This window comes from Bacteroides sp. D22 (assembly GCF_000163675.1).
Classification (GTDB): Bacteria; Bacteroidota; Bacteroidia; order Bacteroidales; family Bacteroidaceae; genus Bacteroides; species Bacteroides xylanisolvens.
Window position 1 is genome coordinate 20480 of sequence record NZ_GG774827.1, and the last position, 16971, is coordinate 37450.

12 protein-coding genes and 1 pseudogene are annotated in these 16971 nt (G+C 40.4%); 5 read left to right on the forward strand and 8 right to left on the reverse strand.

All coding sequences use genetic code 11. The features are described from left to right. A pseudogene (locus HMPREF0106_RS28005) lies at positions 1-207 on the forward strand (IS110 family transposase); the annotation flags it as partial. Positions 208-635: 428 nt separating this feature from the next. Here HMPREF0106_RS28005 and HMPREF0106_RS02240 read toward each other — a convergent pair. Together HMPREF0106_RS02240 and HMPREF0106_RS02235 are read right to left on the reverse strand one after the other, a co-directional pair. Beyond that, entirely contained in the window at positions 636-1223 is a 588-nt protein-coding gene (locus HMPREF0106_RS02240; protein WP_009041076.1) for a tyrosine-type recombinase/integrase, read from the reverse strand. Between the two features lie 391 nt (positions 1224-1614). Beyond that, complete coding sequence (locus HMPREF0106_RS02235) at positions 1615-2631, reverse strand: DUF3871 family protein (RefSeq protein ID WP_004323047.1); 1017 nt, start codon at positions 2629-2631, stop codon at positions 1615-1617. A 921-nt stretch (positions 2632-3552) separates the two neighbouring features. Between HMPREF0106_RS02235 and HMPREF0106_RS02230 the strand changes: the two genes are divergently transcribed. Beyond that, positions 3553-5397: a DEAD/DEAH box helicase family protein gene (locus HMPREF0106_RS02230; RefSeq protein ID WP_009041077.1), complete on the forward strand. Its 1845-nt coding sequence runs from the start codon at positions 3553-3555 to the stop codon at positions 5395-5397. A gap of 78 nt (positions 5398-5475) precedes the next feature. Here the strand turns inward: HMPREF0106_RS02230 and HMPREF0106_RS02225 are convergent, their stop codons facing one another. The 6 genes from HMPREF0106_RS02225 to pstC form a co-directional block, all read right to left on the reverse strand. Further along, a complete protein-coding gene (locus HMPREF0106_RS02225; RefSeq protein ID WP_009041078.1) occupies positions 5476-6357 on the reverse strand; it encodes a hypothetical protein in 882 nt (293 codons plus the stop codon). Positions 6358-6806: 449 nt separating this feature from the next. Continuing rightward, positions 6807-8615: a site-specific integrase gene (locus HMPREF0106_RS02220; protein ID WP_009041079.1), complete on the reverse strand. Its 1809-nt coding sequence runs from the start codon at positions 8613-8615 to the stop codon at positions 6807-6809. A gap of 411 nt (positions 8616-9026) precedes the next feature. Then, positions 9027-9716 (reverse strand): phosphate signaling complex protein PhoU, encoded by a 690-nt coding sequence (gene phoU / locus HMPREF0106_RS02215; protein WP_004317629.1) that lies wholly within the window; start codon positions 9714-9716, stop codon positions 9027-9029. A 75-nt stretch (positions 9717-9791) separates the two neighbouring features. Beyond that, positions 9792-10550 (reverse strand): phosphate ABC transporter ATP-binding protein PstB, encoded by a 759-nt coding sequence (gene pstB / locus HMPREF0106_RS02210; protein WP_009041080.1) that lies wholly within the window; start codon positions 10548-10550, stop codon positions 9792-9794. A gap of 8 nt (positions 10551-10558) precedes the next feature. Next, positions 10559-11434, reverse strand: a complete 876-nt coding sequence (gene pstA / locus HMPREF0106_RS02205) for a phosphate ABC transporter permease PstA (RefSeq protein WP_008025376.1) — start codon at positions 11432-11434, stop codon at positions 10559-10561. 1 nt (position 11435) lies between these two features. Next, positions 11436-12632: a phosphate ABC transporter permease subunit PstC gene (gene pstC / locus HMPREF0106_RS02200; protein WP_009041081.1), complete on the reverse strand. Its 1197-nt coding sequence runs from the start codon at positions 12630-12632 to the stop codon at positions 11436-11438. Between the two features lie 179 nt (positions 12633-12811). On the opposite strand from pstC, the gene HMPREF0106_RS02195 reads away from it, so the two are divergent. The 3 genes from HMPREF0106_RS02195 to HMPREF0106_RS02185 all read left to right on the forward strand — a co-directional run bounded on the left by HMPREF0106_RS02195 (position 12812) and on the right by HMPREF0106_RS02185 (position 16963). Next, on the forward strand, positions 12812-13624 hold the full coding sequence (locus HMPREF0106_RS02195) for a phosphate ABC transporter substrate-binding protein (RefSeq protein WP_009041082.1): 813 nt from the start codon (positions 12812-12814) through the stop codon (positions 13622-13624). A 48-nt stretch (positions 13625-13672) separates the two neighbouring features. Continuing rightward, positions 13673-15412: a glutamine--tRNA ligase/YqeY domain fusion protein gene (locus HMPREF0106_RS02190; protein ID WP_004317618.1), complete on the forward strand. Its 1740-nt coding sequence runs from the start codon at positions 13673-13675 to the stop codon at positions 15410-15412. Positions 15413-15511: 99 nt separating this feature from the next. Further along, the gene (locus HMPREF0106_RS02185) at positions 15512-16963 is read left to right on the forward strand and encodes a tetratricopeptide repeat protein (protein WP_004317616.1); all 1452 of its coding nucleotides are present in this window, start codon (positions 15512-15514) and stop codon (positions 16961-16963) included. Positions 16964-16971: the final 8 nt, after the last annotated feature.

Consider the following 16971-nt stretch of genomic DNA (forward strand, 5'->3'; position numbering starts at 1 on the left):
AATCCCGAAATTAGAGATTACTATCAAAGACTGATTAGTAAGGGAAAGAAGCCTCAAGTGGCTTTAAATAATGTCAAGAACAAACTCATAAGAATCATAGTGGCATTAGTCAGGAAGAAAGTACCATATGATCAAAATACATACAAATATTATGAAGAACGAGAAGTTATAGAAAGGAAAAAGAACGAGAAGTTAATTTATTGTTAAACGGAATAAGAGATTAGGATATTAGCATAGAATACGTGGGAACTATTGAATATTACTACGTTGAGGCTCTGGACTGCCCTAAGTCAAGTAATAAACAATAGCCCACGCCAAACGATATATAGACTATCTTAATAAGATAGGTATATAACATTGACGTGAGCGTTCTTGCCTATTATCCTTGACTTATGAAATTGTCCAGATTTCAACGTAGGATAATATATCAAACGCTCTTCGTTAACTATGTCCTTTCAGAACTATCTCCATAGAAGTCTGAAATTGCTACAAAGTTACTAAAAGCTGTTTAATTTGCAAGAACTATTGTTTATTAAAAGTTGAGAGCTGTCTCTGTTCAATAATTCAAGGTTGGTATGAAACTTGCCAAATCCCCATATAAGTAGAAATTCAGAACTTTCATACCAACCCAATTATCAGAAGCTAAGACAATCATAGGTATTCAATAATTCTTCCTGCCTTAATCCCAAGTATCTTTTAGTAATTGATACACTGGAATGATTGAATAGCTCCATGAGCTTAACAAGTGCAAGCTCTGAATTATCACTGTTCATATTATAAACCTGTCTGCCAAAAGTCTTTCTAAGAGAATGACACGAAAAATTGCCTATATGTAACCTGTACTTCTTCTTAATCTCCTTCAACATGACATTAATTCTCTGAACTGTGTACACTGTCCCCTTCTGACTTATTAATACAGGCGCATTTATGCCAACTGGATTTATATGCTCATAACAATCTCTGATATGTTGTTGTAGCTGCATGTTAATCCTAATTGTCCTTTGCTTCCCTGTCTTAATCTCTGTAATGGTAAACTCTTCTGCATCTAGTATCTGATTCCACCTCAAAGCAAGAATATCAGAAATTCTTAGACCTGTGAAGCAACCTAAAGCAATAAGAAGTGACATCTTATAATTACTATCCCTTGCCAATTTTCTTATTAAGTTCATGGCTTCGCTCCATTGCAAATAATCTGCTGTTGTACTTGAATATTTAAGTGACATAATGTTCTGTTTTATAGTGAAACTAATAAAAGTGAATATTAATTTTGAGTTGGAATATCTAACTTACTGATTACTAGCTAAACATTCACTAATAGAAGAAGTGAATGTTTGACTACTGGCTAATAATAGAGAAAGAGTACCTATATATAGTATATAGATACCCTTATTAGTTCTTCATGTACTACTTCATCGTAATAATCTTGTATATAGTCCAAATAATCATCAAGAAGAATACAACAGGTGAAATTGCACACATAACAAGTAACAAGATAGTCCAAAATATAACGACTAATAACGCTTGTAACATAATCTTTTGAGTATTAATAGGTAATGAATAATCAAGGGACACCCTTATTATATGGATGCCCCTTTTAAGTACTCTGTAATACCACTAACTAAGAAACCATTGATACTTGTCATCACCATGTAAAGCGGAACATATACCCGTTGCAAGTTCTGTAGCATTATAGGCTCTATCCAAGAATGAATCTATATAGCTGCTCTTATTTGCACCTGTGAGCAAGTTGTAGAATTTCCACATAGACAAATCATTCCCCAAACTGCCAAAGTTCTCGTCATTGATATACGCTTTAGCCACATTGTTAACCTGTGTATCAGTAAGCAACATTTTAGGTATATCTTTCTGATAGCCTTGCGGTAATGACTGATAAAGTCTCATTCTTCCAAGTAGTTGGCAAAACTGATGCTCCGTCATACTGGTATTGCCTAAAGACTGCATCAAATGTATGTGTTTGGCTGCATCGTATTTGTGGAACATTTCCAATACCGCTTGATATAAATCCCTTGTATTGGTAACTTCCAAGCAACTAAGATAACCGTCTGTAGATACACATAGATTTGTGCAAACCTTACAAGTAAAGCCAATAAACACTTTAAACCGCTCCGCACCCTTCTTTGAATAAAGATTAGTATGGTTATAAGCTCTCACACCACCAATAGTAAGGGTTAGCCTGTTACCGTGTACTGTCTCATAGATAGTAGGAACTTCAATAACAAAAGCGCACCTCTCGTAATAGATAGTCTTATCACTCTCTAGTAACTGATTGGCGGGCTTATGTATCGCTTCGGGAATTCTGCCTTTGATTACATGAGAAACACGAATATCTGGCGATTCAATTTGTTCACCGCTAAAGAATGTATTGGTTGCATCCTGTACCGCTTCGATAAAAGCCACATGAGATAATGTAGCTTCGTTATCTTTGGCAAATACAGGGATAATGCAATCATTCCTTAGATGTTCCAAACTGGCTTCAATCGTATTGGCTTCAATAAATAACGGTCGTTTCTGCTTAATAATTGGCTCTTCAATTATTACCGCTTCTTCTGCATATTCACCAAAGTTTCTACTAGTTCTTTGTACTGGCATAATCTGTAATGTTGATTCCATAATCTGTAATTTATTTAGTTAATCTTAGAAATTCCTCTGTCTGAAAGCTAAGCAAGCCACAATCAGTATTAATAATCCAATAAAGAACTGTGGCATTAAGACTACTGGCACAATTAGAATTATTCCAAACGTCAATAAAATCTTTAAATTCTCCATACGCATAATAATAGATTAGTAAATAGTGTATTTAAGGACAAAATGAGGGCTTAACATGAAGTAGTATTCATTCACTTTCCTTTGTGCATCTTTATATGTAGACATATACAAATCGTTGATAAGTCCGCACATTTCAGAAGTTCATAAGGTTTGTGGGCTGAATAGCGATTTATGTTATCCTTTCTTTTTCCTAATGGTTCGGTATGGGGTGTTAGGCGTAACAATAAAGCTTAGCGCATGATATACATCTGATACGCTCACTGACGAATCAAATATTTCACCTTATAGCTGTATAAACTCCAAATAGAAACACTTCCTCAAGAAAAGGGTCGGGGGTATGAATTTTAAGTACCTATATTTTTGGGTTGGGTATCAAAAGGAACTTTTCCAGTAATATATATCACTCTCAAATGCCATTATTGGTCTTTAGGATATACTCCCCTATAGAATGACGGACTTATGCCAGTATCAGTATAAAGTTTGCAGATTGTCCACAATTCATGATTTTACTGTCGGAATATTAATTACCTTTGCAATATCAGGACAATGGGAAACACCCAAAATATAATCCTCAAAATTATTCCGATTCCATGTTAGAGATACCCAAAACGGGTATAATTCGACCTGATGCGTATCAGGTTTTATTATTCTTGTGACTGTCCAATATTTCTACCATGACTCCCTTATACTAAAGATAAAAATTCTCTATAAAGTGGACAACACTAGATTAGATTATTCCAGTCAAATTAACTTTTAACTTAACTCATGAAGAAAGAAATGATTAAAATTCCGGCAAATATCAAGTATTTAACCGAACGGGAGAAGTTCATAGAAGAATTCGGGAAACCGTTTGAACTTCCTAATGGCATTTTGAATAAAGAGATACCCGGCTGTGGAGCAACTACAGTCGCATTGACAGATGAACATAAAACTATTATATGCAGCCCTCGCAATGAACTGTTGAAAAACAAACATGAACAATACCCTGATACCTTGCTTGTAATTGGCGGAGTAGACACCAAAGAGATTGAGGCATATTTGCAGACTGCGGAGCTTCCCAAGATTCTGGTCTCCTACGATTCCGTGTATAAATTGATTGGCTGTATTAAATATAAATCAGATTGGCGTGTAGTAGTGGATGAATTCCAGTGCTTGTTGGCAGATAGTAGTTTCAAGTCTGAAATAGAATTGCACTTTTTGGATAATTCAAGGTCGTTTCCGTATGTTACATTCTTATCGGCAACTCCAATTCTTGACAAATATCTGGAACAGATTGACCACTTCAAGGATATGAATTACTATCAGCTTGACTGGGAAGAAAAGGATATTGTCAGAGTATATCGAGAGCGCACAAAGAATCCTATCAATGCAGCATTGGAAATAGTTCGCTACTATCAGAATGGCAATTATCCTTCTGTGTATGTTAATGGGGAAAGGATTTACTCCAAAGAATGTGTTATATTTCTCAATAGTGTAAATAATATTGTGAATATTATTAAACAAACAGAACTCAATCCGGAAGAAGTAAATATCATTGTAGGTAATTCTGACGATAACGACAGACAGATTGCAAGGATTGGGGAAGGATTCAAAAGAGGGAGAATTCCCTTGAAAGGGGAGACGCACAAGAAATTCACCTTCTGTACTTCCACCGCTTATGCGGGCTGTGATTTCTACTCTACCAATGCCGCAACTTTTGTCATTAGTGATTGCAATCGTCCGAACACTGCGGTTGATATAGCAACGGAACTGGTACAGATTGCAGGCAGGCAGCGTCTGGCATGCAACCCCTTCAGGCAGTTCCTCACCTTCATTTACAATGTCAATGCAGAGGAGGTAGAGCAAGAGGCATTCAATGAGCATCTGTGCCGGAAGGTCAATGTGACACTTGACGAGATTAGAGACAACAACAATGCCGGTGAAGCATTGAGAGCCAAACGTATCAAGGATTTTAGGAGAATCCCCGACAATGTAAAATATCAGGATTCATATACAATGTACGATGAACAGAAAGGAGAATTTGTTTTCAACCGTTTAGCCTATGTAAATGAGCAATACTGTTTTGATGTCCAGAAGTTCAATTATCAGAATGGGGTAATTGTAAAGAAACTGCTCCAAGATAGTAGTTTCGATGTCAGTGAGAATCAAACTTATGCCGTTTACCAAGAACAGTTGAAACATCTAATCAAAAAGGAGCCATTTGTAGACAGGATGCAGGCATACTGTGAATATCGTGCCAAGCAAGGGCTGATTGTCAATCTCGCAATGTCAACACTGGAAAGCAAATATCCAGAACTTAGGTATTATTATGAGGCTTTGGGGGCTGACAGGATTAAAGCTTTGAATTATAAAGAGAAGAAACTGCTCAATGAAATCCATATCATGAAAACCAAAAATAAGATTCGTCATGAATTACACGGCATTATTCATATCGGAGACAGAATATTAACTACTGATATTCAGCAAACCTTACGTGTTGTATATGACAGGTTGGGCATTGACAAGTCACCGAAGGCGACCGACCTCAATGAATTCTTTGAGATTCATCCTGTCAAGATACCGACCGCCAACGGCCGGAAGAATGGCTTTGAGATTCGAGGAATATTGTAAACAAACAGAAAGAGGCTGAACTCAAAATCAATTTGAGACAGCCTCTTATTTTATGTATCATGTACAATCCGGTTATTCTTATTGCTGTTGAGCGTTACGCATCTCAATAACTCGCTCGATGATTAAGTGCTGAATACAGCTAATTTTATCTTCGCACTTAGCTGCTTCAATCCGCAACTTCTCTGTTGCTTCAATGCTGTTTAACACATTACAGACTGTATCAAAGTCATATTGCGAGATGCAATAATTAATGGCCTTAATATATCTGGTTTGTTTTGCAGCTTTCACGCTAAAGGCTTGTACTGTTGCCTTCATCAATTGCTCCGCCTGCGCATAAGTTCTATATTCTTCTTTAAAAAGAGAAGAACTCATAGCAAGGGCTTTGCTTTGTAATAAAGAAACAGTAGTGCTTATACCAAAATATCCCTGTACGGCAGTACCGGAAATAGAGTACTTCTCACCGAAGCTGCGGATATTCAGTAATAATTCATCTCCCGTTACAATTCCGGCATATCCTATCCACTCATCCTTTGAAGGACATTGAGAGAAATATGCAGTTGTTGCTACTCTGCGGTAAGCGTCGGCAACACTATCACATTCCACTAATTCAGCTTGCAGTGGCTCATCCGTCAAACCGAGCAAGTTAACATTGTCGGCTTTATCCAGATAGACCATTACGGCCGGAGCATTATCGGGAAGATTCTTTATTTTATTACCAACGTAATCGTATAGAGGAACATTCTCTGCGTAGAATGGTTTTGCATCACAGAAGCAAACCACAGTCGGCAAGAGCTTGCTCTTATCTATAGCTTTAAATACTTTGTCCTTCTCAAAGTTTTTACGTTTGAGAGAATAATCGGTGAAGGCAGGAATGATTTCCTGTTCTTCGCCGTTCAAGTTTATCGTGGCAACAAAGTACCACTTGGGAGCTTCTTGTCTCCCAATATTTACATATTTCATAAACTTTAATATTATTAAATTTATTAAGCGGGCGGTATATAAGAGCGGGCATACTTACACCTTCATATATACCCGGCAATCCGAGAATTGCCTAATTAATAATATTAACAATTATGAACTAATTGCCACAGCTTATCACTTCCAAGCAAAAAGCGATAGCTTAAAGCACCGAGGTGCTGGGGTCGGATTGTACATGATGTCAAAGAGCGGGTTGTTCAATGCTTACTCATCAACAACATGAGTTAATCATTTAACTGCTGCAAAGATAAACCATTTTACTGATAACATCCAAATTCTACGGTTATTATTTCTCGTAAATGCTTGATTTCGTCCGGATTAGCTACATTAATCCAGACTATCAGTTAACGTCAGTTAATGAGATTTTATCATACCTCCTTACAGCCGTATCTGTTTGGGGAGAATATGGCGGTTTGGGTAGTAGAATCACTTTACTTGTCCTTGGCCCTCAATATTGCCGCTACAATTTCTTTCATGTCATTAAGGCTGTCATTATCCAGAATCCCCATTTTGAAAGCCTTATCAACAATCTGCATGACAGCTTCCACATTTACCTCTATCTTTATACATTTGACAATTAACAGCTTAAGCTCGTCCCTCAAATTGGACAGATTACCAACAGACAGCCGTTCCACATATTTATGGGCTACTTCAAGGCCGGAGGCGGGAGATTGCATAAAAGCCTCTATTTCTTTCACAATACCACTTATCTCGCTATTGTAATCATATAGTTTGCCGTCCTTCACATACCCCATACGTTCAAACATGTCACTGGCTTTATTGATTCGGGATGCTAAAAATTGAGTGTCCAACAGAGTATCGAACGTAATACCATTTATAGTATTTTGATACTGTTTTAAAATATTAATGGCTTCTTTGTTACCTTCTTGACTAATAGTAGTAGGTACTTTATCAGATTGCCTTACTTTTGTAGATTCTGTTTCCAACATTAGTAAAGCGGCATCCTCAGAGGTTAATCTTACATATTTCTTAAAAGACTTTGCATCATTATGTCCTGTTATCTTCATTATAATATGACTATCATAGCCATGTTTTAGCATATTACAGATAAAGGAACGTCTTGCTGTATGCGTTCCTATTAGTTCGTATGCTTTCACTTGTGTTGTAACAACTTCTCCTCCCCTATCCTCTGTTACATTATGTAATCTTGTTATACCTGCTTTTTCACCTATGTTCTTTAAATAGTTCAAAGCTGTTTGATTGGTATAAATAGGAAAACCATTTTTATACTTATTCAGAATATCTATAGCAACAGGTAAAAGAGGAATTGATACTCTATGCGTTTTCTTTTCTTGCACAATTTCTATTACTTTCCCTTTACCATTAGGCGCTTCCTTTATAATCCCCTCATTAATTGCTTGCGTATCAGAGAAGCGTTGCCCTATCCAACATTGTAATACAAACAAATCTCTCACTTCTTCTTCCCTTCCTGTTAAGCGCAAAGCATATATTTTATCTATTTCATCTTCCGTTAAATAAATCTCATTTTCATCACCTTGTCTACTTTGGGGCTTTTTATACTTGTCCAGTTTGGATTCGTGAATATCAATCATGCCTTGCTGCTCTGCTCTTTTAAGAATACATATTATCTTCTCTACCTTATTACCAACCGTAGTAGTTTTCGTTGTTTTACCTTTACCAACTTCCTTATTAAAAAGATAAGATTCATAATCCTTTATCAATGGTAAATTTATATCACTAAAACTAATAGGATATTTACCTACTTCATTCAGAAAAGCTTCAAAGAACTTTATTTGTTTCACATAATCAGCTCTTGTACTATCTTTTATAGTTCTATCTAAAGCTAATGTATTACGTAACCAATGTACTGCATTTATATTTTGCTTTTCTTTCTCCATAGTATCTTTGTATATAAACTTCTTTAATATCTTAACACTATTTCCGATTTCGTTGGGATTGTCACAAAGATAACGCTTATATTGCAGAAAGCGATTTTTAATCTCAATTATTTTCGTGTTAACAATAGTATTATTGAGATTATCAAGTTCACTTAACCTACAACTGATATAAGCCTCTTGCTTCTTCACATTCCAATGTTCTGGATATACCTTAACACCCGTAGAAAGTCTTATTTGCTTCCTATCTATCCTGCATACCAAATAGATATTAGTAGGCTTGTTTGATTTGGGTTCTCTCAAATTAAACTTAGCCTGTACTTCATTAAAAAAAATCTGTCCCGTTTGAGCCTTGTTATTCATTTCTGTGCTTCAATTTCGTAATTCAAACTCGTACTTCAATTTCGTGCTTACAAGGCTTTAGCTAACAAAATATCAAGAAGAATCCTCTCTCACAGTATTATAGAACGCCAATTTACTATCATCAATAAGAGCAAAAAAAAATGGGGCTTTTCACAAAGCTCCATTTTTCAGTTTTCAATAGGTATTAGTTTTTTTTAAGGTAAAAAGATTGTTTTCAGGATAACGGTGCAAATATAGGCGGTTTTACCGATACTATCCAAATTATAAAACATGTCATATAACATCTTTTTGAAAATTCTTTGGATTTATTATCATTTGAAGCAAAATCTCCTGTAACTTGTCCGTTATAGGTGACAAATATAGGATATTTTTTTAAGGAGCCCTAATTTCTGTTTAAAAATCCGCAAAAAATTACTTTTCCGGGTAGTTTTCGTCCGTTTTGCCACGATGTTTTAACACTTTGGCGTCAATGAAGAAAACAATCTCCTCGGCAATATTGGTAATATGGTCTCCCGAACGTTCCAGTTTACGGAACACACTGACCAAATCTACGCAGGTATGTACAGCTTCCGGATGTTCGATGATATAGTCAGAAAGAATACCTGTCGCATCCGCATTGATTTCATCCAGCAAATTATCCTTGGCAAACACTCCCGCTGCCAGGTCATTACTCTCTTCATTTAAGGCACGCTTCGCCAGTTCCAGCATCGACAACACTTCTGCCTGCATCTCTGCCAGACGAAGACGGTTCAATAATTCCGCATCCAACACCGGCTCTTTGCAACGAAGTACAAAGCGGGCAATACCTTCCGCAAAGTCGCCCAAGCGTTCCAGATTCGTATTGATCTTCAGCATAGCCAATACAAAACGGAGGTCAATCGCCACCGGATTATATAATGCGATAATGTCTTCCACATCGCTATCTATCTTCAATTCAAAAGCATTCACCCGACGCTCGCGAACCATCACTTGTTGAGCCAACTCCTTGTCGAGGGTCAACACAGCCTCTCCGGCACGGTCAAGCTGGTTGTACACCAAGGTCCACATTTCATCAATTTCCTTCTTCAATAGGATAAGTTCCGATTCTATAAACTTTACCATAGTCTATTATATATAAATGATTAATATTTTGCTAATGACATTTCAGAAATAAATTTCAGGCACGGATTTCACGAATTACCCGAAGCGTCCCGTTATGTAATTCTGGGTAGCCTCTTTCTCCGGATTGGTGAATATCCTTTTCGTCTGATCGAATTCCACCATTTCGCCCATATAGAAAAACGCCGTCTTATCACTGACACGGGCTGCCTGCTGCATATTATGCGTAACGATTACAATCGTATAATCCTTCTTCAATTCATGGATCAACTCCTCCACCTTAGCCGTAGAAATAGGGTCGAGTGCAGACGCAGGCTCATCCATCAGCAATACCGAAGGAGAGACAGCCATCGCACGGGCGATACAAAGCCGCTGTTGCTGTCCGCCGGACAACGCATAAGCCGACTCCTTCAACTTATCTTTCACCTCATCCCAAAGAGCCGCTCCTTTCAATGTTTCCTCCACACGCTGACGAATGAAAGCATTATCTTTTATTCCGTTCACACGAAGTCCGTAAGCCACATTCTCGAATATACTTTTCGGGAAAGGATTCGGACGCTGGAACACCATTCCTACATTCTTGCGGAGTTCGTCCACTTCCACCCCTTTCGCATATATATTATGTCCGTCGATACGGATTTCTCCCTCCAGACGGGTATCAGGAATCAAATCATTCATCCGGTTGAAAAGCCGGAGGAAAGTAGACTTACCGCAACCGGACGGTCCGATAAAAGCGACAACCGACTTTTCCTCAATCTGCATACTGATACCCTTCAATGCATGAAAATCTCCATACCAAAAGTTCACATCACGCGCATCTATTTTCACTGTATCCATATACTAATCTAGTTTGTTTTTACTCTTTTCTCAAAATACTTTCTCAATGCATTAGCCAGCAGATTCACGAACAGGATAATCATAATCAACACCAATGCCGTACCATAAGCCAGCGGCAATTGTGCCTCCATATCCGTTCCACTCGTGGAAATCACATACAAATGGTAAGGCAATGCCATACACTGATCGAAAATACCCGTTGGCAGTTGTGGCAGGAAGTATGCGGCACAAGTAAACAGAATCGGTGCCGTCTCTCCCGAAACACGTCCCAAGGCAAGAATCAACCCTGTGATAATGTTCGGCATCCCCATCGGCAGAATGACGTGCCAGATCGTCTGCAACTTCGTTGCCCCCAAGGCCCGGCTACCTTCACGCATACTGTCGGGAATGGCTTTCAAAGCTTCCTCCGTTGTCCGAATGACCAAAGGTACGCAAAGCAAACCTAATGTCAAAGAACCGGCCAAAATACTATCACCAAATCCCATATAATTGACAAACAGCGCCATACCGAACAATCCGAATACGATGGAAGGAATACCGCTCAAGTTATTGGTCATCACCCGGATAAAGCGTACCAACTTACCTTTCGGCGCATACTCATTCATATAAATTCCGCTCATCACCCCTATCGGAAAGGCGAACAGCGCACTCCCCACCATCAGATAGAAAGTACCGACAATAGCCGGCCATATACCGCCACCTGTCATCCCGTCCGTAGGAGCCGAAGTGATAAAATCCCAACTGATAGCGCCGATTCCTTTATAGACGATAAATCCCAGAATTGCAAACAATATCAGTACAATGCAAAGGCTCAACAGCCGGAAAATCCCGAAAGCAACTTTCTGCGAACGGTGTTTAGCTTTATTATTACTCCGTATTTCCATCTTATTTGCTACGTTTTAATCCTTTAGAGGAAATATATTCCACACTAAAGTTGATAATCAATGTGATGAAGAACAGTACTACACCCAACAGGAACAACGCCTGATAGTGAGGTCCTCCCGCAGGAGCTTCTCCCAATTCGGCTGCAATCGTAGCCGGAATGGTACGCAAAGGCTCAAGGATCGTTGTCGGAATCACAGCCGCATTACCCGTCACCATCAATACTGCCATCGTCTCCCCGATAGCACGTCCGATACCGAGTACCACACCGGATGTAATCCCCGAAATAGAATAAGGAATCACTACCTTATATATCGTCTGCCATTGCGAAGCGCCCAATGCCAGACTCGCTTCCCGCATTGCACGCGGACAGTTGCGCATCGCGTCTTCCGTCACCGTTATAATAGTAGGCAATGCCATAATAGCCAGTACGATACTTCCCGCCAAGCCACTCTCTCCTACCGGAAGATCAAACAATTTCTGAATCAACGGAACAATGACAATTAATCCGAAAAAGCCATAAACAACGGAAGGAATACCACTCAACAGTTCGATAATCGGTTTTAGCCAGTTCCGCACTTTCGGATTTGCCACTTCAGACATATAAATAGAAACCGACAGCCCGAACGGCAAAGCAAAAAGGATGGCAAACAGGCTCACCCACAACGTCCCGGTAATCAACGGCAAAAAGCCGAATTGAGCAGCCGGAGTAGCCGTAGGAAACCATTCGGCACCCGCAAATACATCCTTTACGGAAATAGTGTTATCCTCAATGAAATGTACCGCGTCCGGATGAACAATAAATTTCTGCGGAACAAAAGCTACGATGCCGGGTGTTTTCTCTACCAGCTCCGTAATCTTATCGCCTGCATATTCATAAGCAGGTCCCAACTCCTCTTCCGTATAATGCTGCGTTATGTCCTCCAAACGAAAAACCCGGATAAGGAGATCTTCCCCACCGAGTTCCTTCCAGTTTGTAATCTCTTCGTCAAAAACATTTTTTATCTGTGCGGGGCTCAACACGCTAACCTTGTTGCTCTTATTCAGCGCCAACACATATCCCTCTTCAATCACTTTACTCTTGAACAGCCCGAAAGCTTCAGTGAAAAGGAAGAGTACAATCAGCAGAATAGTAATACTTGTCACAAAGCCGCTACAAGTCAACATTCCTTCTATAATCTTTTCAAATACCTTTTTCATATACCTGCTATGATTTCTGATGCAAAGAAAGCGTCTCTTTATTAAGGAGGTGTGACTAACGTTTGAAGGAAATGTTTCAATCATGTTACGTTTGTGTTACAAGTACTATTTCCACTCCGGATGAAATGAAAATGTAATATCCGATTGCTTAATTTGCAACGTTAATAAAACGAAGAAATATGAAAGTGAGAAGAAACTTATTAATCGCCCTTTCCTTACTCTCGCTCGGTGCCAACGCACAACGTATTAAAGGTAGCGATACGGTACTGCCTGTCGCACAACAGACAGCAGAGCGGTTTATGAACCAGCATCCGGATGCCCGTGTCACAGTGACCGGTGGCGGAACCGGTGTAGGTATCTCCGCTTTAATGGATCATACAACGGACATCGCAATGGCTTCCCGCCCGATCAAATTCAGCGAAAAGATGAAAATAAAAGGAGCCGGAGAAGAAGTAGACGAAGTGATTGTAGCCTACGATGCTCTTGCCGTGGTGGTGCATCCCTCCAATCCGGTAAAGCAGCTGACCCGCCAACAACTGGAAGACATTTTCCGGGGGAAGATAAACAACTGGAAACAGGTAGGCGGAGACGATCGCAAAATAGTGGTTTACTCGCGCGAAACATCGTCCGGTACTTACGAATTTTTCAAAGAGAGCGTACTGAAAAATAAAAACTACATGGCAAGCAGCCTTTCCATGCCGGCAACGGGTGCCATCATCCAGTCTGTCAGCCAGACCAAAGGAGCCATCGGATATGTCGGACTGGCATACGTATCTCCCCGTGTCAAAACGCTTTCCGTATCATACGACGGCACCCACTATGCCACGCCTACGGTAGAGAACGCCACCAATAAGACCTACCCCATCGTGCGCCCGCTTTATTACTACTACAATGTAAAAAATAAGGAACAAGTCTTCCCCCTGATTCAGTTTATTCTCTCGTCCGACGGACAGGACATTATAAAAAAGAGCGGTTATATTCCGGTTAAATAAAAAAAATGTCCTACTTTTGTAGCCTAAATACAGATAACATTAACCGTTATGACAGATATTAAAAACGAAGAAGCAGGCGAAAAGAAAAGCTTGAACTTTATTGAACAGGCAGTAGAGAAAGACTTGAAAGAAGGTAAAAATGGTGGAAAAGTGCAGACACGCTTCCCGCCCGAACCTAACGGTTACCTTCACATCGGCCATGCCAAAGCTATTTGCCTTGATTTCGGCATCGCAGAAAAACACGGCGGTGTATGTAACCTTCGTTTCGACGACACAAACCCGACCAAGGAAGATGTGGAATATGTAGAAGCTATCAAAGAAGATATTCAATGGTTGGGCTACCAGTGGGGAAACGAATACTACGCTTCCGACTACTTCCAACAATTATGGGACTTCGCTATCCGCCTGATCCAGGAGGGAAAAGCATATATTGACGAACAAAGCTCCGAACTGATCGCACAGCAAAAAGGTACTCCTACCCAACCGGGTGTGGAAAGCCCTTACCGCAACCGTCCTATCGAAGAAAGCCTCGAACTTTTTAAGAAAATGAATAGCGGCGAGATCGAAGAAGGTGCCATGGTGCTCCGTGCCAAGATTGACATGGCTAACCCGAATATGCACTTCCGCGATCCGATTATTTATCGTGTAGTGAAACACCCGCACCACCGTACAGGTACTACCTGGAAGGCTTATCCGATGTATGACTTCGCTCACGGACAGAGTGACTTCTTCGAAGGAGTAACTCACTCGCTGTGTACACTCGAATTTGTGGTACACCGTCCTCTTTACGACCTCTTCATCGACTGGTTGAAAGAAGGAAAAGACCTGAACGACAACCGTCCCCGTCAGACTGAATTCAACAAACTGAACCTAAGCTACACCCTGATGAGCAAACGTAACTTGCTCACACTGGTGAAAGAAGGACTAGTAAACGGATGGGACGACCCCCGTATGCCGACTATCTGCGGTTTCCGCCGTCGCGGTTATTCGCCGGAGTCTATTCATAAATTTATTGATAAAATCGGATATACCACATACGATGCCCTGAACGACATCGCCCTGTTGGAAAGCTCCGTTCGGGACGACCTGAACAGCCGTGCCACCCGTGTATCGGCAGTGATCAACCCGGTTAAACTAATCATCACCAACTATCCGGAAGGACAGGTTGAAGAACTGGAAGCAATCAACAACCCGGAAGACCCGGAAGCAGGAAGCCACCTGATCGAATTCAGCCGTGAACTGTGGATGGAACGCGAAGACTTCATGGAAGACGCTCCTAAGAAATATTTCCGCATGACACCGGGACAGGAAGTACGCCTCAAAAATGCCTATATCGTAAAATGCACCGGTTGCAAGAAAGACGAAAACGGCGTAATAACAGAGGTATATTGCGAATATGACGCTAATACCCGTAGCGGTATGCCGGACGCAAACCGTAAGGTGAAAGGCACGCTCCATTGGGTAAGCTGCAATCACTGCCTGCAAGCAGAAGTACGTTTGTACGACCGCCTGTGGAAAGTGGAAAACCCGCGCGACGAACTGGCTGCCATCCGCGAAGCTAAAAATTGCGAAGCACTGGAAGCCATGAAAGAAATCATCAATCCGGACTCATTGAAAGTTCTGCCCAACTGCTACATAGAGAAGTTCGCAGCTACCCTGCCTACACTCTCCTACCTGCAGTTCCAACGGATCGGTTACTTTAATATCGACAAAGAATCAACCCCGGAAAAACTGATTTTCAACCGCACAGTAGGGTTGAAAGATACGTGGGGGAAGATTAATAAATAACCTTTCACCACAGATTACACGGATTAACACAGATTTTTATTCTATATTTCTCTAATCTGTGTTAATCCGTGTAATCTGTGGTGAACAAAATTAATAAAAATGGGTAGAAAGAACTCACCATCAGCCAAAAAGCAACTAGCCACACTTATCACAAACTACGAAAAAGCAAAAGCAGAAAACCGACAACTTTATCTGGATGCTGACCAACTGGCCGACATCGCCGACTGGTATGCCTCCGAACGGAAATTTGAAGAAGCACAAGAAGTAATCACCTACGGACTTAAGATACATCCGGGAAATACAGCTTTACTCATCGAACAAGCCTATCTCTACCTGGACACCCAAAAACTGCAAAAAGCAAAGAAAGTAGCAGATTCCATCACCGAAGATTTTGACTCGGAAGTGAAACTGCTGAAAGCCGAACTATTGCTGAATGGAGGAAAACTGGAAGAAGCCCAATGGCTATTAAGTACGATAGCGGATGCCGACGAACTGGAAACAATCATTGATGTCGTATTTCTCTATCTGGACATGGGATACCCGGATGCAGCCAAAGAATGGCTCGACCGAGGTAAATCGCGTTATGCCGAAGATGAAGAATATATGGCCCTCACAGCCGATTATCTGGCATCGACCCACCAAGTAGAATCGGCCATCATCTATTACAACAAACTCATCGACAAATCCCCTTTCAACCCTTCCTACTGGATGGGACTGGTGAAATGTTACTTTGTTCAGGAACAAATAGACAAGGCCATCGAAGCCTGTGATTTTGCGTTGGCAGCCGACGATCAGTGTGGAGAAGCCTACGCTTATAAAGCGCATTGTTTTTTCTATCTGAACAATTCGGATGATGCCATCGAGAATTACCAAAAAGCGATCGAACTTAAATCCATCCCCCCTGAACTGGGTTATATGTTCATGGGAATATCCTACGGCAATAAAGAAGAATGGCAGAAAGCCGATGACTATTACGACAAAGTAATCGCACGTTTTGAAGAAGACGGAGACAGACAGTCTGTCCTATTAATAGACACATATACCAGCAAAGCCTTCGCCCTGTCTCATCTGGAAAGATATGAAGAAGCACATCAGCTCTGCGAGAAAGCCAAAGAGATAAACCCGAATGAAGGATTGATTTATCTGACAGAGGGAAAACTATATCTGGCAGAGGAGCTGGAAGACGAAGCAGCCTTGTCTTTCGAAAAAGCGATAGAGATTAACTCTAACATAGAAATGTGGTATATGATCGCCTCTGCTTATTCGGAAAGTGACTATCTGATAGAAGCCAAAGAATACTTTGAAAAAGCGTACCAGATGAATCCGAAATACGAAGATGTGACGGAGAAATTGAGTGTGCTTTGCCTCATGCACGGTGAAATCGACAACTTCTTTAAATACAACAAAGAATGTGAACATCCACTGGAAGAAGATATGATTCTGGATCTGTTAAATAGTCCCGAACATAGAGAGGAAGATGAAAGGACTCTCAAAGAAGTGTGGGAACGCATGAAAAAGGAGAATAAGAAAAAGAAGAAAGGAAAAAAATAAATCAGATT

Bases quoted from the DNA above. Each gene is read 5' to 3' on its own strand.
- HMPREF0106_RS02235 (WP_004323047.1), bottom strand. From the start codon at position 2,631: ATGGAATCAACATTACAGATTATGCCAGTACAAAGAACTAGTAGAAAC.
- HMPREF0106_RS02230 (WP_009041077.1), top strand. From the start codon at position 3,553: ATGAAGAAAGAAATGATTAAAATTCCGGCAAATATCAAGTATTTAACC.
- HMPREF0106_RS02220 (WP_009041079.1), bottom strand. From the start codon at position 8,615: ATGAATAACAAGGCTCAAACGGGACAGATTTTTTTTAATGAAGTACAG.
- pstC (WP_009041081.1), bottom strand. From the start codon at position 12,632: ATGAAAAAGGTATTTGAAAAGATTATAGAAGGAATGTTGACTTGTAGC.
- HMPREF0106_RS02240 (WP_009041076.1), bottom strand. From the start codon at position 1,223: ATGTCACTTAAATATTCAAGTACAACAGCAGATTATTTGCAATGGAGC.
- pstB (WP_009041080.1), bottom strand. From the start codon at position 10,550: ATGGATACAGTGAAAATAGATGCGCGTGATGTGAACTTTTGGTATGGA.
- HMPREF0106_RS02190 (WP_004317618.1), top strand. From the start codon at position 13,673: ATGACAGATATTAAAAACGAAGAAGCAGGCGAAAAGAAAAGCTTGAAC.
- pstA (WP_008025376.1), bottom strand. From the start codon at position 11,434: ATGGAAATACGGAGTAATAATAAAGCTAAACACCGTTCGCAGAAAGTT.
- phoU (WP_004317629.1), bottom strand. From the start codon at position 9,716: ATGGTAAAGTTTATAGAATCGGAACTTATCCTATTGAAGAAGGAAATT.
- HMPREF0106_RS02185 (WP_004317616.1), top strand. From the start codon at position 15,512: ATGGGTAGAAAGAACTCACCATCAGCCAAAAAGCAACTAGCCACACTT.
- HMPREF0106_RS02225 (WP_009041078.1), bottom strand. From the start codon at position 6,357: ATGAAATATGTAAATATTGGGAGACAAGAAGCTCCCAAGTGGTACTTT.
- HMPREF0106_RS02195 (WP_009041082.1), top strand. From the start codon at position 12,812: ATGAAAGTGAGAAGAAACTTATTAATCGCCCTTTCCTTACTCTCGCTC.